Raw genomic sequence first — 19729 nt, forward strand, 5'->3', positions numbered from 1 at the left:
CGCCTAATTTTTCTGCAGTCGCTGCATCTAGTGAGGACACCCCGATGAGCCTGAGCGAAGCCCGCTTTCACGACCTGGTCGATGCCACCCAGCAGGCGGTGGAGGACATCTTCGACGACAGCGGTCTGGACGTCGATCTGGAAAACAGCGCCGGTGTGCTGACGGTGCGTTTCGACAATGGCAGCCAGCTGATCTTCAGCCGTCAGGAGCCGATTCGTCAGCTGTGGCTGGCCGCGCGCTCCGGTGGCTTCCACTTCGACTACGACGAGGCCGACGGCCGCTGGATCTGCGATACCAGCGACGAACAGCTGGGTGAAATGCTGGTACGCATCACGCTCGAGCAGTCGGGCGCCGAGCTGGAGTTCGATGAGCTCTGAGCCGAACGTGGCGCCGCTGGCTTCGCCGTGCCGGCGCCAGTGTTGCCTCGACGAGCACGAGCAGTGCCTCGGTTGCGGTCGCACCCTGCAGGAGATTCTCGACTGGGGCGCGGCCGATAACGCGCGGCGCCGCTTGATCTGCCAGGCCGCCGAGCAGCGGTTGCGCGAGCGCAAACGGGCGCACTGATCCGGCGGTCTTGTTTATTTGTCCGGCTGTGTTAGGGTCGACAGAACATTCAGCTGAACCCCGCCTTCGGGCGGGGTTTTGCTTTTTTACGGTTTACGCAAGGAGTCCGCCCGGCATCATGAACAGCTCACCGACCATCACCATTACTCGCCTCGATCTGCAGCGTCTGGAGCGCCTGCTCGACAGCCTGGACGAGTTCGGTCCTGGCGCCCAGGCGCTGCAGGCTGAGCTGGATCGTGCCGAAGTGGTGGGGCACGACGAGGTGCCGGCTGGTGTGGTGACCATGAATTCGCGCGTACACTGCCGCGAGGAGAGCAGCGGCAAGGACTATCACCTGACCCTGGTCTACCCGCAGGATGCCGGTGGCGAAGGCAAGGTCAGCATCCTCGCGCCAGTCGGCAGCGCCTTGCTCGGTCTGTCCGTCGGCCAGCATATCGACTGGCCGGCGCCGGGCGGCAAGCAGCTCAAATTGACCCTCCTGGAAGTCGAATACCAACCGGAAGCAGCAGGCGAATACGACCGCTGACGCCTTTCTCCAGGCTGGGCTAGAGTGAGGTTTCCGCTAATGGCAAGGAGGCCTCGCCATGCCGAGTCTGCCGCTGTATTTCCCGCCGTCCTACCAGTTGTCGCGCGCCTTGCTTTGCGCCGAGCTGCTGATGGCCGCCTACGACCAGTACGAGCAATGGCTGGCGCAGCAGTGCCCGCGCACGCCCGAGCACTTTCATTGGCAACAGCCTGATCTGGAAGGCTGGCAGCTTTCCGCGCCAATCTGGAGCGTGCTCAGCGAGTGGCATGTGTTCAATGAGTCCGAGCCCTTCGGCTTCGCCGCGCGGGATCCGCAGGGTGATTGCTACCTCGTATTTCGCGGCACCGAGTCGGTGCAGGACTGGCTCGATGACCTCGACCTGGATCAGCGCGACTACCCCTGGCAGGCTGGGGCGGGTCTGGTGCACGACGGCTTTCTGAAACTCTACACCTCGTTGCGTGACCAGGCTCTGCTGGCACTGGACGGCTTGCAGCCGCAGGCGCGGCTCTGGGCCTGTGGTCACAGCCTGGGCAGCGCACTGAGTACGCTGGTGGTGCCGGATCTGCTGCAGCGCTGGCCTGCATTGCCGCTGCAGCATTACAACTTTGCCAGCCCGCGTCTGGCGTCCCCGGCGTTCGCCAGCTATTACAACGGGCTGGTCGTGCCGACTTATCGGTTGGTCAACGACAGCGACCTGGTGCCCGAGGTGCCACCGGCGGACAGTGATCGCTGGTTCTATCAGCACCTGGGCTTGCCGGTGACCTTCACCGCCAGTTACGGAGGTGTCGCCGCCAACCACAGCATGGGCGGCTGCTACCTCTATGCACTGAGCAATCCGGATGCGCCGATGAAGGGCTAGACCTGCTGCAGCGCCGTATTGAGGGCATCTTCCAGCCCGCTCTTGGAGTGCAGGTAATGCACCGTTTGCGCCTGTTGCCCGGCCAGCACGGCGGACAGGTCGAGGTCGGTGATGTAGCAGGGGTAGCGCTCGCCGCCGGCACGCTGGGCAAGGATGTGCTGCGCCACGGCGCGATACAGCTCGCGGCCGTACTCCAGCTCGGAAAACTCGCGATGGTTGCAGTATAGGGTGACGTGGCGCTGGCGACCGTCGCCAGGCTCGACGATGGCCTGCACATCGTAGAACGGGTGGCTGACCTGCGCCTCGGGCGCCGGCCTGCGCTCGAGGCGCTGAGCCCGTAATGGCGCCGCCGGCAGCAGTTGGTAGTAGAGAATTTCCAGCGGCGGCTGGTTGTCGGCGCCATCGAGCGGCAGCATGGCATTGCGCCGATACAGCAGTGACTGCAGGAAGCGATGGATCGGCGTCAGCAGGCTCTGCTCATCGCGAAATGGCAGGCGCCGGCGCCAGAGTGCATTGCGTTCATCGAGCAGGGTCAGTTCCGCTTCGCCGCTGGTTTCGTGCAGGCGATAGAACACCTGGATGCACTGTGGGCGGCCCATGGGCAGGATCAGCGCGAGGTCGTCGCCATCGAGGGCATGACGGTCCAGGTGCAGGGGGCTGTAGAGCTCCTGCTCGGCGCCGAGGTGCTCCAGCAGCGCCGGCAGGTCGCCCAGAGCAGCGTGACTGACCTGGCCGGGTGTCAGCTGCAACACGTGGTAATGCTGACGTACCTGCACCAGATAGCGTGACTGGCGACCTTCGGCATAGGTGTTGAGCAGGTCGCGCAGCAACTCGTCGACGCGTTCGGCAATCGGCTGGGCGCGATTACGACAGTAGCAGCGCACCTGTACCTGGGGTTGCGGGCCGCCGATCGGCAGGCTGTTGAGCAGGTCGCGCAGGCAGTCGAGCAGGGCGTCGGTGCCGTCATGGCGGCTGACCTGCAGTTCGTTCCAGCTGTTGAGCACCACCTGATCGAGGGTCAGTACCAGGTTCTCGCGCACCCCCGAATAGCCCAGCGCATCGGTGCGCCCGGTGGTCATGTGCACGTTCATCTGGCTGTGCTGCCTGAGCGGGTCTACCCCGACATTGACCAGCAACAGCACCTGGCTGGGAATGCTGGCGCGCAACAGGGCGGTTTCTTCGACGCTGGGCTGCGGCAAGGGGAAGCTTTGCTGCAGACTGGTGATCAGGTTGGACAGTTCGAAATCGGTCAGGTCGCTGCTGCCTGGGTGCAGCGACAGACGCGTGCTGCTGTCGATCACGCCGTTGCGATGGCACCAGGCGAGCAGTTCGATCAGTTCGCGCGACCGCTTTAGCGGGGCAAAGTCGCTCCACTCCTGGGCGCCCAGGCTGCCGTTGAACAGCGCCCACTGGTATTCGTTGGGCGCCTCGGGACTGGGGTGCTGGACCAGGGTCAGGGTGTCTTCGGCCAGGTCCGGGGCGATGCCGGGGTTGATGTACTCCACCTTGCCGGCCTTGCGCTCGAAGGCTGCATACAGGCGCCGGCCCAGCACGTTGAGATCACGGTTGTTCAGCGAACTGCCGGTCTCGGCACTGCGGGCGAACTGCGAGAGAAAGCGGTAGCTGTAGGTCAGCTCGTTGACCAGCACGCGGCGCTCGGCGGCGACCTGGCGCACTTTCCACTGGCTGCGACTGTCGAGCACGTTGAGCTGGCGGCTGTGCCAGCCCCATTCAGCAGTCAGGCGCTCGAGCAGCAGGCGCTGCCAGCTTTTGGCGCGGCCGCGCGTCGGTGGGCGGCTGACCTTCTTGTTCACCTTCAGGTACAGGCAGCGGCGAATCAGCTCCAGCCTTTCCTGATCGCCGCGCGCGCTCAGATACTCTTCCAAGCGACGGTAGACGACGATGTAGGGGTCCAGTTCGTCGAGGTCCAGGCGGCCTTCGAACACCGCCCGCTTGAAACGCAGCGCCAGGCACTCGACCTTGGGATGCTCGCTGGCATAGACCTCGGTCAGCAGCAGTTTGAGTACCGACTTGTAGGGCGACTCGATGCCCTTGTACAGCTGCCACATGCCGGCGCCGATAAACTCTTCCGGTGGGATATGTGCCAGGTTGCCGAGGTCGAGTACGTCCTCTGCACGTACAAAGCGTTTGCTCAGTAGGGTGCGGCAGTAGTCGTGGTAGCGCGTTTCCTCGTAGACCGGCACCAGCCACCAGAGCGGCGTACGACCGCCTAGCCAGATGGCGGTGCGGTAGAACTCGTCGAGCAGCAGATAATGCTGGGTGGTGCCGCAGTCGTCGGAGGTCAGTTGCGCCTCACGCGCGCCCTGGGTGAAGCGCTGCGGGTCGACCAGAAAGACATGCACCTCGGCGCCCTGAGTGGCAGCCCAGCTTTCCAGTTGATCGCACTTCTTGCGCAGGTCCTGCAGTTCCTGCGCCGTGAGGTTGGGCGAGTGGCACAACCACAGGTCCATATCGCTCTGTTCGGCCTGCGCCACGGTGCCCAGGCTACCCATCAGGAACAGGCCATGCAGCGGCGCTGCGCCCTGGCCGCGACGCGGTTTGTAGACGAACGAGCGGGTCAGGCGCTGGACTTCGGCGAGGCTGGCATCATCCGGCTCGAAGCCGCTGAGGCCGGCCGGCGTGCTGGCCGAGACATAGCCAGGCAGCAGTGGATGATTGACGTGCAGCAGCAATGGCAACAGCTTGAGGACCAGTTGCTGGCGTGTGGACAGCGCCTCCATGGCCCGCTGCAGGCGGCCCTGATTGATCTGCAGAAAGCGCGCGCGCAATTGCGCCAGCACCTTGCGGTCGATGCCGTCATCGATATCGGGGCGTATTTCCTGCGTGCGCGTCATGCTCGAACTCTACTGCAGATCCGGCAAGCCTATCAGCGGCAGGCTCGCCAGTGCAGTGCCTTTGACGCTATATCGCCCGCCGCGCCTTTCCCTTAAGGGCGGCCGGCGGGCAACCGAGATTAAGCGGAGGTGGTCTGACGGGTCGAGAGAATGGTCAACAGGGCTTGCGCATGCTCGGCGGCATCGATGCCCAGGCTGGTCAGATAGCCGCCGTCGGCTTGGCTCACCAGGCCTTTTTCGTGAAGACGGGTGATGGCGCCTTGCGCCTTGAATGAGGCGTTGTTGTGCACCTTTAGCCCCTCCTGATGGTTGTCCAGGTTGTACAGGGCGAGGATTTCCAGCTCGTCGATCAGGTCAGCGGTGAATGACTTCATGGTGACTCCGTCTTGTTGTTATGGCGCTCTTGCAGTGTAGAGCCATGTGCCGCGCTCTGCCCATCGCTGAGCTGCCAGTTGCCGAGAATTCGTTGATAGGTACCATCCTGCCTGATCTGTCGCATGCCTGCGTCGAAGTCGCGCAGCAAGGCAGCAGCCCGTGGATGGTGGCGGGAGAAGGTCAAGTAGAGTCGCGGGCGATGTACCCTCGTTAGCGCCTTGAATTGGCCGACCAGTTCGGGGTTGTCGCGCAGCAGTGCGTCGGTGGTGCCGCGAAAGGCGATGACGTAGTCCACGCGCCCACGCTGCAGCATGCGAAAGCCATTGATATCTCGCCGTACCGCAATGCGCTGGATATCTGCATAGCTGTCGAAGTACTCGCCGTAGGTATAGCCGATGGTGACTGCCACGCGTTTGCCACGGATCGCGTCCAGGTCATCTATTGCCGCGTCCCCTGCATGGCCCCAGAGCAGAATATCGTCGCTGAACAGCACCTCTTGCGGTAACAGGAACTCCGCGCGGATGTGCGCGTCAGGCGTGGTGTTGAAGCAGCCTGCCAGGCTGCCTGAACGTGCCAGCTCCATGCAGCGCGAATAGGGGTAGGGCGTCAGCTCGACGGACGTGTCGCTGGCACTGAAAGCGGCGCGGACTATGTCTGCCGACATGCCCTCGATCCTGTCATTGCGCAGAGCGGTGTAGGGGTACCAGTCATCCTCGGCACCAATACGCGGCGTTTCGGCTCGAGCAATGCACGCTCCGCTCAAGCAGAGCGTGAAGACAAGCAGAGCGAGAGTTCGAGTCGACTGACAGGCCATCGAAGACGGTGCCTTCCTGGTCGGAGTTGGCAGTGACAGTAGCAATCTGCTTGCCAGTCCGGCCAGTGGCCTGGATCAATCCTTGCTCAGTTTTCTTCCGGCAGCTCCGGCAGGGCGCGCAGGGCCTGCTCATACCAGGCGCCATCGAAGGGGCGATCCTCGCGCAGCATGGCGTCGACTTCATGGGCCAGGACCAGCGCCATCAGCTCGAGGATCTCCTCGCGCTCGTAACCGACCAGCGTCAGCTTGTTGTAAACCGCCTTGGCTGCAGCGGGCTCACCGCTTTCCAACTGGTTTTCGATGGCCTGAATCAGGGTGGCTTCGGCGAAGTCTTCGTCTTCTTGCTCGTTGTTTTGACTCATGGTTCCTCTCGTGTTCCGGCCTTGGCTCAGTCGCAGGGGACGCCAACGCCCTTCAGGCTGACTTTGAAGAATTGCAGACGAAAGCCCGAGTTCGCGGCTCGACTGCAAAGACTCGTATTGAGGGTGCGGTATTCGGCGATGAAGATCGGTTTGCCCTGGCTGCGCATGTGACTGTAACCGTCGCATTCGTTGTAGCGATAGCAGCTCTCGTTGATGGCAAAGTCGAAGTAGTCGCCAAGCTCAGGCAGCAGTTCCACGGCATTCTTCAGACCGATGCTCAGGTCGCGGCTATGCGCCTCGCTGGCCAGCCAGCGGTTGAAGTCTATTTGCTCGGCTTCCGTCAGGCTCAGGCCATTGTCATTGCTGTAGCCGTCCACGTTGTCCGGATCGACAGCGTCGCAGCCCTTGTCGACGGCCAGGTCCAGGCGTTTGGCGAGCAGTTGGCGTACATCGTCACGGCGATAGTCGAGCCAACGCTCGCCAGGCCAATCAGGCAATGCTTTGCCCAGCGCCGCCGTGGGGTAGGCCTGAGCGTCGCTGCGCCAGTCTTCCCAGGTGCCCGCGCTGAAATAGCAGATGACGATACGGCCACCCGCCTTGAGATTGGTGATGGTTTGCTTGGATGTGTCGTACAGGTCGATGTCATAGACCAGGCGATTGGGTGTTTGCAGTTTGCCATCGAGCTGCATATGCCAGGATGCATTGACGGGAATGGTGACCGGTGTCGCCGCTGTCAGTGCCGGGGCGATAACGCTGAGCAGTGCAAGGAGTGTGCGCATGATGGTCCGGGGCAGGTGGAGGTGTAATTACCTTAGGCCAGAGATGTTGCCCCGGCCAGACGCTGGCTTGCTCAGCCTGCGGCGAAGTCCAGCAAGGCCTGGCCGGTGAGGCGATAGGTCGTCCATTCGCTCTGCGGACGGGCGCCGAAGGATTCGTAGAAGTCGATCGCCGGGGTGTTCCAGTCCAGCACCGACCACTCGAAGCGACCGCAGCCTCTCGCCACGGCCAGTTGTGCCAGGTGGCGCAGCAGCGCCTTGCCGGCGCCCAGTCCGCGAGCCTCGGGGCTGACGTAGAGGTCCTCCAGGTAAAGGCCGTGCTTGCCCAGCCAGGTGGAGTAGTTGAAGAAGTACACGGCATAGCCAATGGGCTGGCCGTCGTTCTCGCAGATCAGACCGTGGGCAGTGCTGCCTTCGGCGAACAGGCTATCGCGGATACCGGCAGCATCGGTCTTCACCTCATGCTCGGCCTTTTCGTAGATGGCCAGGTCGGTGATGAAACGCAGGATCAGCTCGGCGTCGTCAGGGGTGGCGGGGCGGATGTGCAAAGGCATTGATGTCTCCTGGCGCTCAGCGGTGCGCTATCTGTCGTTATGGCGCGGTCAAAGGCGCAGGCCGAGGTTGACCATAAGCGCGGCGTTGCCCAGCAGTACCAGCTCCGCTGCCATGCCGTGGCTCTGCACGCCCAACGAAGGAATGATCGCGGGTGCTACACCCAGATGATTGAGAGGGATCTTGTCGCGATACTCACCGCGATAACCATGTAACAGGCCGCCGGTCAGCTTGGCGTAGAACGGGTGGCGGTTACTGTCGAAGCGGCGGCCTACATAGGCGTACTGCGAACTCTGGTCGAACGAGTTGCGAAAGACTGCGCCGCCCCAGAGGTTGCCGGACGCATAACCACGTTCCAGGCCAATCAGGCGCTGGTGATTGTTGTGATCGGGCTCGGGGTGGTAGTGCCGCGTGTAGACGCTCGTCTGTACTTGCCAGTAGTCGTGTTCGGTCGCGACTGCTGATGTTGCCAGCAGGCTGAGTAGCAAGGTCGTTGGGAGTGTGTAACGCATGGCGACCTCCTGGTCGAATGGCCTGCCTTGGCAGGGGCGGCGTGCGCCGCCCCTTTGCGACCTCAGCGAGTAGCGAGAAGTTTGCGGCCACGCACCACGGCGGCACGCACCTGGTTCGGCGCCGTGCCACCGATATGGTTGCGGGCGTTCACCGAGCCTTCCAGGGTCAGCACGGCGAACACGTCATCATCGATCTGGTCGCTGAACTGGCGCAGCTCGTCCAGGCTCATCTCGGCCAGGTCCTTGCCGCTGTCGACGCCGTACTTCACGGCGTGGCCGACGATCTCGTGGCAGTCGCGGAAGGGCAGGCCCTTGCGTACCAGGTAATCGGCCAGGTCGGTGGCGGTGGAGAAACCGCGCAGCGCGGCTTCGCGCATGATCTCGCGCTTGGGCTTGATCGCCGGGACCATGTCAGCGAAGGCGCGCAGGCTGTCGCGCAGGGTGTCGGCGGCGTCGAACAGCGGTTCCTTGTCTTCCTGATTGTCCTTGTTGTAGGCCAGCGGCTGGCCTTTCATCAGGGTCAACAGGCCGGTCAGGGCACCGAACACGCGGCCGGTCTTGCCACGCACCAGCTCCGGCACGTCCGGGTTCTTCTTCTGCGGCATGATCGAGGAGCCAGTGCAGAAGCGATCCGGCAGGTCGATGAACTGGAACTGGGCGGATGTCCACAGCACCAGCTCTTCGGAGAAGCGCGACAGGTGCATCATCGCCAGCGAGGCGGCAGCGCAGAATTCGATGGCGAAGTCGCGGTCCGATACACCGTCCAGCGAGTTGCCGCCAACGGCGTCGAAACCCAGCAGTTGTGCAGTGATTTCGCGCTGGATCGGGTAGGTGGTGCCGGCCAGCGCCGCCGAGCCCAGCGGCATGCGGTTGGTGCGCTTGCGGCAGTCGACCAGGCGTTCGTAATCGCGCGACAGCATCTCGAACCAGGCCAGCAGATGATGACCGAAGGTCACCGGCTGGGCGGTCTGCAGGTGGGTGAACCCCGGCATGATGGTGTCCGCTTCGGCTTCGGCCAATCCCAGCAGGCCCTGCTGCAGGCGAGTGATCTCGGCGAGGATGATGTCGATTTCGTCGCGCAGCCACAGGCGGATATCGGTGGCCACTTGATCGTTGCGCGAACGACCGGTGTGCAGCTTCTTGCCAGTAACGCCGATGCGGTCGGTCAGACGCGCTTCGATGTTCATGTGCACGTCTTCCAGATCGACGCGCCAGTCGAACTGGCCGGCTTCGATCTCACCCTGGATCTGCTTGAGCCCATCAATGATGGCGTCACGCTCGGCATCGCTGAGGACGCCGACCTTGGCCAGCATGCTGGCGTGGGCGATGGAGCCCATGATGTCGTGGCGGTACAGGCGCTTGTCGAATTCGACCGAGGCGGTGAAGCGGGCGACGAAGGCGTCGACAGGTTCGCTGAAGCGGCCGCCCCAGGATTGGTTGGTTTTTTCGCTGCTCATGGCACTTGCTCTGGTTCGGGCTCTGGATCGGGCGGCCGCGTCGGCGGCCGGCATGGCGGACAAAGTGCGTCGATAATAACAGGGTCGGCAGGCGTTTCGCCGGGGCGCGTTCGCCGTTGGGCGTTCGATGGCGTTGTCGGCTGCTTCACAATTTTGCCCTGAAGGCGGCATTTCGGTGCTTTATTTTGTCCGGCTGGGGCCGTCTGGCTTGCCGGCTCGCAGGGCGACAAGGAAACTGCGTCGATGCACAGACAATCCTCTACCAAGAACAAATACAACGCCGCTATCGACGACTTCTTCGTCCCGGAACTGTGTCAGCCCGAAGCGCTGCTGAGCATGGTGCTGTTGGCCGAGTTGCTGGTATTGGTATTGGTGCTCGCCGAACCGATGACGCCGGGGTTCGACTGGGTACGCCTGGCCCTGACTTCACTGTTCGTGCAGTGGATCGTGCTGCTGTCGGCTGCTGTGCTCTGCCGCTTGCGGCCGCTGCTGGCACGTCTGCGTCCCGCGTTGGCTGGGGGGCTGTGCTGCGCGCTGGTGGTGCTGCTGACCCTGGGTTGTACGGCGGTGGCCGACTATTACGAGCTGGGTGGGCCGCTGCCGCGCAGTGGTGAAGTGAATCTTTATCTGCGTCATGCGTTGATCAGCCTGATCATGTCCGCACTGCTGCTACGCTATTTCTATCTGCAGAGCCAATGGCGTCGGCAGGAGCAGGCCGAGCTGCGTGCGCGGATCGAATCGTTACAAGCGCGGATTCGCCCGCACTTTCTGTTCAACAGCCTCAACAGCATCGCCAGCCTGGTCACGCTCGATCCTTACAAGGCCGAGCAGGCGGTGCTGGATCTGTCCGATCTGTTTCGCGCCAGCCTGGCCAAACCTGGCACGCTGGTGCCGTGGAAGGAGGAACTGGAACTGGCGAAACGATATCTATCGATCGAGCACTATCGGCTCGGCGAGCGACTACAGTTGCAGTGGGAGGTCGAAGGTGTGCCGGAGGATCTGCCGATTCCCCAGCTGACCCTGCAGCCTCTGTTGGAGAATGCGCTGATCTATGGCATCGCGCCGCGTATCGAAGGCGGCCTGGTGCGGGTCGAGGCGGATTACCAGGATGGTGTGTTCAGCTTGTGTGTCAGCAATCCGTATGAAGAGCGGGGCGAGCAGCATCCGTCACGGGGAACGCAGCAAGCGCTGAGTAATATCGATGCGCGCCTGGCGGCACTTTTTGGGCCGCGCGCGAGTCTCAGCGTGGAGCGCCGTGACGGCCGTCATTACAGCTGTCTACGCTATCCTTGTGCGAGACTCACGCAGGAAGCCAGAGCAATATGAATGTCCTGATCGTCGATGACGAACCCCTTGCCCGCGAGCGCCTGAGCCGCATGGTCGGTGAGCTCGAGGGTTACCGGGTCCTGGAGCCCGCCGCCAGCAATGGCGAGGAAGCCCTGACCCTGATTGATAGCCTCAAGCCGGATGTGGTCCTGCTGGATATCCGCATGCCCGGCCTCGACGGCCTGCAGGTGGCTGCCAAATTGTGCGAGCGCGAAGCGCCGCCAGCGGTGATCTTTTGCACGGCGCATGATGAGTTCGCTCTGGAAGCCTTCCAGGTCAGTGCAGTGGGCTATCTGGTCAAACCGGTGCGCCCTGAGAGCCTGAGCGAAGCGCTGAAAAAGGCCGAGCGGCCCAATCGTGTGCAGTTGGCCGCCCTGACTCGTCCCGCAGCTGAGACTGGCGGTGGCCCGCGTACCCATATCAGTGCCCGTACCCGCAAGGGCATCGAGCTGATTCCGCTGGATCACGTGGTCTACTTCATCGCTGACCACAAATACGTCACCCTGCGTCACGAGGGTGGTGAAGTCCTGCTGGATGAGCCGTTGAAGGCGCTGGAAGACGAGTTCGGTGATCGCTTCGTGCGCATCCATCGCAATGCGCTGGTGGCGCGCGAGCGTATCGAGCGCCTGCAGCGCACCCCGCTCGGCCACTTTCAACTGTTCCTCAAAGGTCTGGACGGCGACTCGCTGGTGGTCAGCCGCCGTCATGTGGCCGGTGTACGCAAACTGATGCAGTCTCTATAAGGGGGCGCCGGCTGCGGCCTATGGCCGCCTCCTTCCGCCGGCGTCGGGCGAGCCTGTTATGATTCGCGGCAATCGGTTTTCTGGAATTGCCTCATGTCCCGCGAAATTCGCATCGCCACCCGTAAGAGCGCCTTGGCCCTGTGGCAGGCCGAACATGTCAAAGCCCGCCTGGAACAGGCTCATCCCGGTCTGAAGGTCAGCCTGGTGCCCATGGTCAGCCGCGGCGACAAGCTGCTCGACGCGCCGCTGGCGAAGATCGGTGGCAAGGGCCTGTTCGTCAAGGAGCTGGAAACCGCACTGCTGGAAAACGAGGCCGACATTGCCGTGCACTCGATGAAGGACGTGCCGATGGACTTTCCCGAAGGGCTGGGCCTGTACTGCATTTGCGAGCGTGAAGACCCGCGCGACGCCTTCGTCTCCAACACCTACTCCAGCCTTGATGCATTGCCCGCCGGCAGCGTGGTCGGTACTTCCAGTCTGCGCCGTCAGGCTCAATTGTTGGCGCGCCGGCCTGACCTGAAAATCCAGTTCCTGCGCGGCAACGTCAATACCCGCCTGGCCAAGCTCGATGCCGGCGAGTACGACGCCATCATCCTCGCCGCAGCCGGCCTGATCCGCCTGGGGTTCGAGGATCGTATCCGCAGTTCGATCAGCGCCGAGGACAGCCTGCCGGCCGGCGGCCAGGGCGCCGTGGGCATCGAGTGCCGCAGTGCCGACAGCGACGTGCATGCCTTGCTGGCGCCGCTGCATCACCGTGACACCGCGCTACGTGTCACCGCCGAGCGCGCGCTGAACAAGCACCTCAATGGCGGCTGCCAGGTCCCTATCGCCTGCTATGCCCTGCTCGAAGATGATCAGCTGTGGCTGCGCGGCCTGGTCGGCCAACCTGACGGCGGCCTGTTGCTGCGCGCCGAAGATCGCGCCGCCAGTAGCGATGCCGAGGCTCTGGGGGTGCGTGTCGCCGAGGCGCTGCTGGCGCAGGGGGCCGATGCCATTCTCCAGGCCGTCTATGGTGAGGCCGGTCACCCTTGAGCGTTTGGCGCCTGTTGCTGACGCGTCCTGCCGAGGATTGTGCGGCGCTGGCGCAGACCCTGGCTGCGCAGGGTGTCGTCAGCCACTGCATGCCGCTGCTGGCCATCGAGGCACTGGACGAGACACCCGAGCAGCGCAGCGCCTTTGCCGATTTGCAGCGTTACTGCGCGGTGATCGTGGTCAGCAAGCCGGCAGCCCGAATTGGCCTGCAGCTCTTGGCGCAGCATGGGGCGCCGACGCCTGATCTGCCCTGGTTCAGTGTCGGCGCGGCTACCGCTGCGGTACTCGCCGAGCAAGGCTTGGGCGTACATTTTCCCGACTTGGGCGATGACAGCGAGGCGTTGCTCGCTCTGCCTGCACTGCAGCAGGCCATCGCGGCACCTGCACCGCGCGTGCTGATCCTGCGTGGCGAAGGTGGCCGAGAATTCCTCGCCGAGCGCTTGCGCAGCCAAGGTGTGAGCGTCGACTATCTGCCACTGTATCGCCGTGTGCTGCCGCAGTACGCGCCGGGCGAGCTGAGCCGACAAGTGCAAGCGGAACGCCTGAATGGCTTGGTTGTCAGCAGTGGGCAGGGTTTCGAACATCTGCTGCAGCTAGCCGGCGATGACTGGCCGGCGTTGGCTCGGCTACCCTTGTTCGTACCCAGCCCGCGCGTCGCCGAACAGGCCCGCGCTGCGGGTGCCCAGATCGTTGTGGACTGTCGCGGCGCCAGTGCCGCGGCCTTGCAGGCAGCTTTGGAGCAGTTTCCGGCTGCCGCCCTCTAAAAGGACGGATACGTGAGCGAAGCATCCACCCCGAACACGCCAGAAGAAAAACCGGCCAGCGAAGCCGTGAAATCCACACCTGCACCGCCACCGGTGAAGGCACCACGCAGTGGCGCTGGCAGCGGCCTTGCCGCATTCGCCTTGCTGATTGGCCTGGCTGGCGCCGGTGCTGGCGGTTGGAGCCTCTGGCAACTGCATGAAATGCAGGGCAGGGACCAGCAGCAGGCCGAAGACCTGCAAAGCACCCGCGACGACAGTGCCAAGCAAGTGTCTGACTTGTCCCGGCAACTGGATAAGCGTCTCTCCGAGTTACCCAGTGCCAGCGAGCTGGACGAGCGCCGTCGCCTGCTGGCCAATCTGCAGAGCGATCAGCAGCGCCTGAGTCAGCGCCTGGAAAGCGTGCTCGATGGTAGCCGCCAGGATTGGCGCCTGGACGAGGCCGAACACCTGCTGCGCTTGGCCACCTTGAGATTGTCTGCGCTGCAGGACGTCGCCAGTGCCGAGGCACTGGTGGCGGCTGCCGATGACATTCTTCGCGAACAGGACGACCCTGCCGCCTTTGCTGCCCGCGAGCAGCTCAGCCGTAGTCTCGAAGCCCTGCGCACCACCGAGCGCCCGGATCGCGTCGGCCTGTTCCTGCAGCTGGGCGCCTTGCGTGAGCAGGCCGCTACCCTCAATCCACTGGCGCCGACCTTCGAAGGGCAGGGTGACGTGCTCTCCGACCTGGCAGCCGAAGGCGACGGCAGTGCCTGGTGGAGCGAGTGGGCGAAGAAGCTTTCGGAGTACTTCCGTATCGAGTTCGACGCCGATCGCAACGTGCGTCCGCTGCTGTCCGGGCAAAGCCTGTCGCAGGTGCGCCTGAGCCTTTCGCTGGCGCTGGAACAGGCGCAATGGGCCGCGCTGCATGGTCAGACCGGTGTGTACAAGCAGTCGCTGAAACAGGCCGAGGAAATCCTCGATGCCCACTTCAACCTGGACAACCCGGACAGTCGTGCCCTGCGCCAGCGCTTCGGCGAGCTGGCCGATGCCAGCATCGAGGTCAAGGTGCCGGACCTGAGCGACTCGCTCGATGCGCTGCAGGCCTACCTGCAACGTAAACAGGCGCAACGTCGGCAGGGGGCCGCGGCGGCCGAGGAGGCGCAATGAGACGCCTGATCTGGCTCCTGTTATTGCTGGCCATCGCCGCCGGGCTGTATCTGCTCAGTCTGGCCATCGAGGCTGATCGCGGTTATGTGCTGTTCGCCTACCAGGGCTTTCGCTATCAGTCCGGCCTGTGGGCATTCCTTGGCCTGCTGGTGGTCGTGGTGGTGCTGTACTACCTGGTCAAGTGGACACTGCGTTTGTTGCTCAGCTCGACACGGCTGGCCAACCCCTGGTCGCGTCTGCATCGCAACCGCCGTGTGCGCCTGGCTTCCGAGCAGGGCATGCTCGACCTGGCCGAAGGTCGCTGGGCGCGTGCCCAGCGTCAACTGACCCGTGCCGCCGAAGCCGACAGTCAGCCATTGATGTATTACCTCGGCGCTGCTCGTGCCGCTAGCAAGCTTGGCGATCACGAGCAGAGCGACGCATTGCTCGAACGCGCACTGAACAAGCAACCCCAGGCCGAACTGGCGATTGCCCTGACTCACGCCGAGCTGCAGCGTAACCGCGGCGACAGCGACGCGGCACTGGAAACCCTGCAGGCCATGCGTGAACGCCACCCAGGCCATCACCTGGTGCTGCGACAATTGCAGCGTCTGTATCTGCAGCGCCAGGACTGGTCGGCACTGCTTGGCTTGCTGCCCGAGTTGCGCAAGGAAAAGGCGCTGCCCGCCGCAGAACTCGACGAGCTGGAGCGCGAAACCTGGCGTGGTCGCCTGGCCGATGCCGGACTGGCTGGCCAGGGCCATGGCGAAACTGCACTTCAGCCGCTGACGCAAGCCTGGCAGCAGCTTTCCGCGCCACTGCGTCAGGAGCCTGAGCTGATCGCCACCTATGTCGAGCAACTGCGTCGACTGGGCGCGCAGGAAGAAGCCGAGGAAGTGCTGCGCAGCGCGCTCAAACGTGGTTACGACAGCCGTCTGGCGCGCTTCTACGGTGTGCTGCGTGGCGCCGACCCGGCGCGTCAGCTGCAAACGGCCGAACTCTGGCTCAAGCAGCATCCGCAGGATCCTGCCCTGTTGTTGACCCTGGGCCGTCTGAGCCTGCAGAACCAGTTGTGGGGCAAGGCGCGAGACTATTTCGAGACCAGTCTGAAGCTCGAGCGCCACCCGGAAACCTGCGCCGAGCTGGCGCGTCTGCTGGCGCAATTGGGCGAGTTGGAACGCAGCAATCAGCTGTTGCTGGAGAGCCTCGGCCTGTTGCATCAGGGCTTGCCACCGCTGCCGCAACCGCAGGGCGTGACAGCCTGAATGGATGCGGCTGATTGCCGCAGCGCACTCGCCGTACGGACGGAGGGGCATTCGGGCATGATGAACAGCCTGCTCTGAGTCATGGGGCGCCTTGAAAGGCGCCCTCGCTTTCCTCTACCGTACTGCCCTCGATTTCCCTCCCGGAGCCACCATGCACTTGGCCAGCCCGCGTCCTCTGTTTTTCCTGGCATTCATCGGCTGCGTACTGCTGATGGCGGCTGCGTTGTACCTGGAACATGTCGTCGGCCTGGAACCCTGTCCGATGTGCGTGCTGCAGCGAATCTGCGTGATTCTGTTCGGCGTGGTCTGCCTGATCGCTGCGATCCATGGGCCGGGGAGTCTCGGTCGTCGCATCTACGCGGTGCTGGCACTGCTGTTCGCCGGCGCTGGCGCCGCTACCGCTGGCCGGCAGATCTGGCTGCAGAGCGTACCGGCCGATCAGCTCGAAGCCTGTCTGCCCAGCCTCGAGTTCATGATGGAAGCCCTGCCGATGCAGGACATCGTGCGCCTGGTGTTCCAGGGGAGCGCTGACTGTGCCGAGGTGAAGTGGACGCTGTTTGGCATGAGCATCCCCGAGTGGAGCCTGCTCGGTTTCATCGGCATGCTCGGTTTCTGCCTGTTCCAGCTGCTGCGTCGCAATTGAGAATGCGAATTGCACGAAGCCACGCGGGTCGTGGCTTCGAGATTAAACGCTCGTATGAAACTTTCTCACGGCGATGCCTTGATGGTGGGTGCCCACGAGCATAATCTGGCTCGCACGCACCGCCGGAAAAATGCCATTTTGCGGTTGCCTTCCCAAGGCCAAGCACCGATTGACAGAAAAACGTCTCGGGAGCGGACGTATAACAGGCATTATCGATAAGGGAAGCGAGGTTCATCATGCTTGAGAGTTGTCAGAATGCACAGGAACGTTGGGGTGGGGTTCACCAGCTGATCGATCGCTGGCTGGGTGAACGCCGCGAACTTGTGCTGGCTTACACCGCCCTCACCAAGGCGCCGCAGGCGCCAGCCATCAACTGTGAGTCTCTGCAGGGTTTCTGCGAGTTGCTGGTGGACTACGTGTCTGCTGGTCACTTCGAGGTCTACGAGCAGCTGACCAACGAGGCCAAGGCCTTCAACGACCAGCGTGGTCTGGAGCTGGCCAAGCAGATCTACCCGCGTATCGAAGCCATTACGGCGGTCGCGCTGGCGTTCAATGACCACTGCGACAATGGCGATTGTCGCGACAGCACGTCGCTGGTGGCAGAGCTCAATCATCTGGGGCAGTTGCTGCACGAGCGTTTCGAGCTGGAAGACTGCCTGATCGAAGTACTGCACAACGCTCATCAGGAACTGGCCGCCGAAGCGCTCTGAGCCCGTGCTGGCAATGGTCCGGAGTACTCCGGGCCGTGAGGCTGACGCCAGTCAGTTAAGCGTCGGCGCATCAAGTTTGTAGGAGCGGCGCCTCGCCGCGAATCAGGACGGTGCGCACTTGAACGCACTTGAAAAGCTTCGCCCCGGGGTGGGGCTCCTACGCAAGGCCGCTCTGATCGGATCGGCATCAGGCCGGCAGGCTAGCCTTCAGTCGGCTACGTCGAGCAGGCGTAGATCGAACACCAGTGGCGCATAGGGCGGTATCAAGTCGCCCGCACCTTCCTCCCCGTAAGCCTGATCCGATGGAATCACCAGGCGCCAGTGAGCGCCTTTCGGCATTTGCAGCAGTGCGCTGCGCCAGCCGCCGATCAGGCTGTCCAGGCGAAACCACTGCGGTGTGCTGCTCTCGTCGAAGACGCTGCCGTCCGCCAGTTCGCCGCGGTAGCTCACCTGTACTCGGCTGCGAGCGGTGGGCATGGGACCGCTGCCAGGGCTGAGCTCGGTCACCAGTACGCCGTTGGCCAGCGCCCGTACGTCAGGGCGGCGACGTTGCTCGGCGAGAAAACGCTGCTCGGCCTCGATAGCTTTGCTCTGGCGCTGTGGCGAGGCTTCGATACGCGCTTCGTGCTCATCGAGCAGTTGCTCGATCCGGCTGGCGTCGAGGCGCAGGGGCTTGCCCTCGTAGGCCTGGCGCAAGCCTTCGAGCAACTCGCTCAGCGGCAGGTCTGGCACCTCGTCGTGCAGGCGCTCGCCAAGACGCACGCCGAGGCTGTAGGCCAGATCCTGCTGGTGCTGGTCAGCCTGTACGCCCAGGCTGCAGCAGATAGCGAGGGCGGCTAGTACGGCGCGGCTCATTACGGTGTCTCCCGATCAAGATGCTTAGGGGCTGTTGAGATTACGCGGCGCCGTGGCGTGCGCTGAAACGGCAAAAGGCTTCGGCGATTATGCCAGCGCGGTTCGGCATCTGCTCGGCTCGCCAAAAGGCCTATGGCGAGGCCTTGCGGCTGCGTCTAGTATGGGCGCGTTCACATCCGCCTGGAGGCGCGCCATGTCGGCCAAGAAGAAGTCCATCACTACCCCGTTGCACCTGCTGCACCAACTGTCTGCCAGCCTGCTCGAACACCTGGAAAATGCCTGCTCGCAAGCGCTGATCGACGCCGAGAAACTGCTCGCGAAGCTGGAGAAGCAGCGCGGCAAGGCGCAGGAAAAACTGCACAAGGCTCGCAGCAAGCTGCAAGACGCTGCTGTTGCCGGCAAGGCCAAGGCGCAAGCCAAAGCCAAGGACGCAGTCGCCGAGCTGGAGGAGCTGCTCGACTCGCTCAAGGCCAGCCAGAGCGAAACCCGCACCTACATCGCCCAGCTCAAGCGTGATGCCCAGGAAAGCCTGAAGCTGGCACAGGGCGTAGGCAACGTGAAGGAAGCCGCTGGTAAGGCGCTGGATGTACGTGAGGCCAAAGCCGCTGCTCCGGCCGCCAAGCCGACCAGCAAGCCGGTCGCGGCGAAGAAGCCTGCTGCTGCGAAGACGCCCGTGAAGAAGGCCCCGGCCAAACCGGCTGCTGCCAAACCGGCGAGCAAACCCGTCGCCAAGCCAGTAGCGAAACCGGCGGCAGCCAGCAAACCTGCGGCTAAGCCAGCTGCCAGCAAGGCTGTTGCGGCAAAACCCGCTGCGCCGAAAGCTGCCGCCAAGCCCGCTGCAGCCAAGCCAGCCGCCAAACCGGCAGCCAAGCCTGCTGCAGCAAAAGCACCGGCCAAGCCCGCAGCAGCCAGTAAACCGGTCGCCAAACCCGCTGCTAAGCCGGCTGCCAAGGCCACGCCTGCAAAACCCGCGAGCAAACCGGTCAGCAAGCCGGCTGCGGTGAAGAAACCAGCCGCTGCCAAGGCGCCGGCGAAGAAGGCTCCGGCCAAGCCAGCAGTTGCCAAGGCAGTTGCCGCACCAGTTGCTGCGGCAGCCCCTGCTGCTCCTGCGGCCACCAATGGGGCCACCGCCCCGGGTACTCCGAGCGCTTCCTAAGGGTGATCAACGGCGCCGCGTAGCACCTGCAGCGCGGCGCTGTCCCCTCCGGCCAGGCGAATCAGCCAATCGTCTCCGCCTGCCTCGTTTGGCCAGTTCTCGGCCAGCGCCTGCAAACGATCGAGCAATACCCGCTCGGCCTGCAGTTCCAGCTTCTTGACCTGCTCACGTAAGGCTGCGAGTTCCGCATCCTGGCTAGCGTTCGCGCGCCAGTCCTGGCGTACCTGACGCAAGGGCGCGATCACCTCGCGTTGCCAAAGGGCAGCCGCTTGCTGCAGTGCTTGCAGGCGCTCATCCAGGCAGCGCACACCGCGCCGCTGCAACCAGGCACCGGTCAGCAGCAGGCATACGTCACTGCCTGTTTCCTGCAACTCCAGGCAGGCCTGTTCCACGCCTGCTCTGGCGTAGAGTTTGAGGGCGAAATTCCACAGATCCTGCACGCGGCCTCCGGGGCGATT

23 protein-coding genes are annotated in these 19729 nt (G+C 63.6%); 13 read left to right on the forward strand and 10 right to left on the reverse strand.

All coding sequences use genetic code 11. The features are described 5' to 3' along the window. The first annotated feature begins 44 nt into the window (after window positions 1–44). The 4 genes from cyaY to BLT86_RS20780 all read left to right on the forward strand — a co-directional run bounded on the left by cyaY (window position 45) and on the right by BLT86_RS20780 (window position 1949). The gene (cyaY, locus tag BLT86_RS20765; RefSeq protein ID WP_017678304.1) at window positions 45–377 is read left to right on the forward strand and encodes an iron donor protein CyaY; all 333 of its coding nucleotides are present in this window, start codon (window positions 45–47) and stop codon (window positions 375–377) included. Continuing rightward, on the forward strand, window positions 367–564 hold the full coding sequence (locus BLT86_RS20770) for a DUF1289 domain-containing protein (RefSeq protein WP_017678305.1): 198 nt from the start codon (window positions 367–369) through the stop codon (window positions 562–564). The genes cyaY and BLT86_RS20770 overlap by 11 nt, the downstream gene beginning before the upstream one ends. 118 nt (window positions 565–682) lie before the next feature. Further along, the gene (gene rnk / locus BLT86_RS20775) at window positions 683–1090 is read left to right on the forward strand and encodes a nucleoside diphosphate kinase regulator (protein ID WP_045733733.1); all 408 of its coding nucleotides are present in this window, start codon (window positions 683–685) and stop codon (window positions 1088–1090) included. A gap of 58 nt (window positions 1091–1148) precedes the next feature. Next, on the forward strand, window positions 1149–1949 hold the full coding sequence (locus BLT86_RS20780; protein ID WP_092379330.1) for a lipase family protein: 801 nt from the start codon (window positions 1149–1151) through the stop codon (window positions 1947–1949). Here BLT86_RS20780 and BLT86_RS20785 read toward each other — a convergent pair. From BLT86_RS20785 to argH, 8 genes are all read right to left on the reverse strand, one after another. Beyond that, the gene (locus tag BLT86_RS20785; RefSeq protein ID WP_092379333.1) at window positions 1946–4804 is read right to left on the reverse strand and encodes a class I adenylate cyclase; all 2859 of its coding nucleotides are present in this window, start codon (window positions 4802–4804) and stop codon (window positions 1946–1948) included. The two genes, BLT86_RS20780 and BLT86_RS20785, sit on opposite strands and share 4 nt — an antisense overlap. A 119-nt stretch (window positions 4805–4923) precedes the next feature. Continuing rightward, complete coding sequence (locus tag BLT86_RS20790) at window positions 4924–5178, reverse strand: TIGR02647 family protein (RefSeq protein ID WP_021487644.1); 255 nt, start codon at window positions 5176–5178, stop codon at window positions 4924–4926. Continuing rightward, entirely contained in the window at window positions 5175–5993 is an 819-nt protein-coding gene (locus BLT86_RS20795) for a substrate-binding periplasmic protein (protein WP_373422851.1), read from the reverse strand. The genes BLT86_RS20790 and BLT86_RS20795 overlap by 4 nt, the downstream gene beginning before the upstream one ends. Window positions 5994–6079: 86 nt before the next feature. Then, a complete protein-coding gene (locus BLT86_RS20800) occupies window positions 6080–6355 on the reverse strand; it encodes a hypothetical protein (protein ID WP_017678311.1) in 276 nt (91 codons plus the stop codon). 26 nt (window positions 6356–6381) lie between these two features. Beyond that, entirely contained in the window at window positions 6382–7134 is a 753-nt protein-coding gene (locus BLT86_RS20805; protein ID WP_231976556.1) for an endo alpha-1,4 polygalactosaminidase, read from the reverse strand. A gap of 71 nt (window positions 7135–7205) precedes the next feature. After that, entirely contained in the window at window positions 7206–7685 is a 480-nt protein-coding gene (locus BLT86_RS20810; RefSeq protein WP_092379338.1) for a GNAT family N-acetyltransferase, read from the reverse strand. 48 nt (window positions 7686–7733) lie between these two features. After that, the gene (locus BLT86_RS20815) at window positions 7734–8195 is read right to left on the reverse strand and encodes a sn-glycerol-3-phosphate transporter (RefSeq protein WP_092379341.1); all 462 of its coding nucleotides are present in this window, start codon (window positions 8193–8195) and stop codon (window positions 7734–7736) included. Window positions 8196–8257: 62 nt separating this feature from the next. After that, a complete protein-coding gene (gene argH, locus BLT86_RS20820) occupies window positions 8258–9652 on the reverse strand; it encodes an argininosuccinate lyase (RefSeq protein ID WP_092379344.1) in 1395 nt (464 codons plus the stop codon). Between the two features lie 243 nt (window positions 9653–9895). Here argH and BLT86_RS20825 point away from each other — a divergent pair, with 243 nt between their 5' ends. From BLT86_RS20825 to BLT86_RS20860, 8 genes are all read left to right on the forward strand, one after another. Continuing rightward, on the forward strand, window positions 9896–10978 hold the full coding sequence (locus BLT86_RS20825; RefSeq protein ID WP_017678316.1) for a sensor histidine kinase: 1083 nt from the start codon (window positions 9896–9898) through the stop codon (window positions 10976–10978). Then, window positions 10975–11721: a LytR/AlgR family response regulator transcription factor gene (locus BLT86_RS20830; protein ID WP_021487652.1), complete on the forward strand. Its 747-nt coding sequence runs from the start codon at window positions 10975–10977 to the stop codon at window positions 11719–11721. The genes BLT86_RS20825 and BLT86_RS20830 overlap by 4 nt, the downstream gene beginning before the upstream one ends. Window positions 11722–11814: 93 nt before the next feature. After that, window positions 11815–12753, forward strand: a complete 939-nt coding sequence (gene hemC, locus BLT86_RS20835) for a hydroxymethylbilane synthase (protein ID WP_045733739.1) — start codon at window positions 11815–11817, stop codon at window positions 12751–12753. Then, window positions 12750–13517 carry a uroporphyrinogen-III synthase gene (locus tag BLT86_RS20840; protein WP_092379347.1) on the forward strand — a complete coding sequence of 256 codons (768 nt, stop codon included), beginning with the start codon at window positions 12750–12752 and terminating at the stop codon, window positions 13515–13517. Before hemC ends, BLT86_RS20840 begins: the two co-directional genes overlap by 4 nt. A 12-nt stretch (window positions 13518–13529) precedes the next feature. Further along, window positions 13530–14663: a uroporphyrinogen-III C-methyltransferase gene (locus BLT86_RS20845; protein WP_092379350.1), complete on the forward strand. Its 1134-nt coding sequence runs from the start codon at window positions 13530–13532 to the stop codon at window positions 14661–14663. Next, window positions 14660–15907, forward strand: coding sequence for a heme biosynthesis HemY N-terminal domain-containing protein (locus tag BLT86_RS20850; RefSeq protein ID WP_059390881.1), 1248 nt, complete (start codon window positions 14660–14662; stop codon window positions 15905–15907). Before BLT86_RS20845 ends, BLT86_RS20850 begins: the two co-directional genes overlap by 4 nt. Window positions 15908–16058: 151 nt before the next feature. Then, the gene (locus tag BLT86_RS20855) at window positions 16059–16550 is read left to right on the forward strand and encodes a disulfide bond formation protein B (protein ID WP_017678322.1); all 492 of its coding nucleotides are present in this window, start codon (window positions 16059–16061) and stop codon (window positions 16548–16550) included. A gap of 236 nt (window positions 16551–16786) precedes the next feature. After that, complete coding sequence (locus BLT86_RS20860) at window positions 16787–17260, forward strand: Rsd/AlgQ family anti-sigma factor (protein WP_017678323.1); 474 nt, start codon at window positions 16787–16789, stop codon at window positions 17258–17260. Between the two features lie 207 nt (window positions 17261–17467). Here the strand turns inward: BLT86_RS20860 and BLT86_RS20865 are convergent, their stop codons facing one another. After that, complete coding sequence (locus tag BLT86_RS20865) at window positions 17468–18115, reverse strand: FKBP-type peptidyl-prolyl cis-trans isomerase (protein WP_017678324.1); 648 nt, start codon at window positions 18113–18115, stop codon at window positions 17468–17470. Between the two features lie 193 nt (window positions 18116–18308). Between BLT86_RS20865 and BLT86_RS20870 the strand changes: the two genes are divergently transcribed. Then, window positions 18309–19271: an AlgP family protein gene (locus tag BLT86_RS20870; RefSeq protein ID WP_017678325.1), complete on the forward strand. Its 963-nt coding sequence runs from the start codon at window positions 18309–18311 to the stop codon at window positions 19269–19271. Here the strand turns inward: BLT86_RS20870 and BLT86_RS20875 are convergent. Beyond that, complete coding sequence (locus tag BLT86_RS20875) at window positions 19268–19711, reverse strand: TIGR02444 family protein (protein ID WP_017678326.1); 444 nt, start codon at window positions 19709–19711, stop codon at window positions 19268–19270. The two genes, BLT86_RS20870 and BLT86_RS20875, sit on opposite strands and share 4 nt — an antisense overlap. Window positions 19712–19729: the final 18 nt, after the last annotated feature.

Origin of the sequence: Pseudomonas sihuiensis, assembly GCF_900106015.1 — a bacterium.
GTDB classification, from domain to species: domain Bacteria; phylum Pseudomonadota; class Gammaproteobacteria; order Pseudomonadales; family Pseudomonadaceae; genus Aquipseudomonas; species Aquipseudomonas sihuiensis.

Excerpts from the sequence above, each read along its gene's own strand:
- cyaY (WP_017678304.1), top strand. The coding sequence starts at position 45 with ATGAGCCTGAGCGAAGCCCGCTTTCACGACCTGGTCGATGCCACCCAG.
- BLT86_RS20770 (WP_017678305.1), top strand. The coding sequence starts at position 367 with ATGAGCTCTGAGCCGAACGTGGCGCCGCTGGCTTCGCCGTGCCGGCGC.
- rnk (WP_045733733.1), top strand. The coding sequence starts at position 683 with ATGAACAGCTCACCGACCATCACCATTACTCGCCTCGATCTGCAGCGT.
- BLT86_RS20780 (WP_092379330.1), top strand. The coding sequence starts at position 1,149 with ATGCCGAGTCTGCCGCTGTATTTCCCGCCGTCCTACCAGTTGTCGCGC.
- BLT86_RS20785 (WP_092379333.1), bottom strand. The coding sequence starts at position 4,804 with ATGACGCGCACGCAGGAAATACGCCCCGATATCGATGACGGCATCGAC.
- BLT86_RS20790 (WP_021487644.1), bottom strand. The coding sequence starts at position 5,178 with ATGAAGTCATTCACCGCTGACCTGATCGACGAGCTGGAAATCCTCGCC.
- BLT86_RS20795 (WP_373422851.1), bottom strand. The coding sequence starts at position 5,993 with ATGGCCTGTCAGTCGACTCGAACTCTCGCTCTGCTTGTCTTCACGCTC.
- BLT86_RS20800 (WP_017678311.1), bottom strand. The coding sequence starts at position 6,355 with ATGAGTCAAAACAACGAGCAAGAAGACGAAGACTTCGCCGAAGCCACC.
- BLT86_RS20805 (WP_231976556.1), bottom strand. The coding sequence starts at position 7,134 with ATGCGCACACTCCTTGCACTGCTCAGCGTTATCGCCCCGGCACTGACA.
- BLT86_RS20810 (WP_092379338.1), bottom strand. The coding sequence starts at position 7,685 with ATGCCTTTGCACATCCGCCCCGCCACCCCTGACGACGCCGAGCTGATC.
- BLT86_RS20815 (WP_092379341.1), bottom strand. The coding sequence starts at position 8,195 with ATGCGTTACACACTCCCAACGACCTTGCTACTCAGCCTGCTGGCAACA.
- argH (WP_092379344.1), bottom strand. The coding sequence starts at position 9,652 with ATGAGCAGCGAAAAAACCAACCAATCCTGGGGCGGCCGCTTCAGCGAA.
- BLT86_RS20825 (WP_017678316.1), top strand. The coding sequence starts at position 9,896 with ATGCACAGACAATCCTCTACCAAGAACAAATACAACGCCGCTATCGAC.
- BLT86_RS20830 (WP_021487652.1), top strand. The coding sequence starts at position 10,975 with ATGAATGTCCTGATCGTCGATGACGAACCCCTTGCCCGCGAGCGCCTG.
- hemC (WP_045733739.1), top strand. The coding sequence starts at position 11,815 with ATGTCCCGCGAAATTCGCATCGCCACCCGTAAGAGCGCCTTGGCCCTG.
- BLT86_RS20850 (WP_059390881.1), top strand. The coding sequence starts at position 14,660 with ATGAGACGCCTGATCTGGCTCCTGTTATTGCTGGCCATCGCCGCCGGG.
- BLT86_RS20855 (WP_017678322.1), top strand. The coding sequence starts at position 16,059 with ATGCACTTGGCCAGCCCGCGTCCTCTGTTTTTCCTGGCATTCATCGGC.
- BLT86_RS20860 (WP_017678323.1), top strand. The coding sequence starts at position 16,787 with ATGCTTGAGAGTTGTCAGAATGCACAGGAACGTTGGGGTGGGGTTCAC.
- BLT86_RS20865 (WP_017678324.1), bottom strand. The coding sequence starts at position 18,115 with ATGAGCCGCGCCGTACTAGCCGCCCTCGCTATCTGCTGCAGCCTGGGC.
- BLT86_RS20870 (WP_017678325.1), top strand. The coding sequence starts at position 18,309 with ATGTCGGCCAAGAAGAAGTCCATCACTACCCCGTTGCACCTGCTGCAC.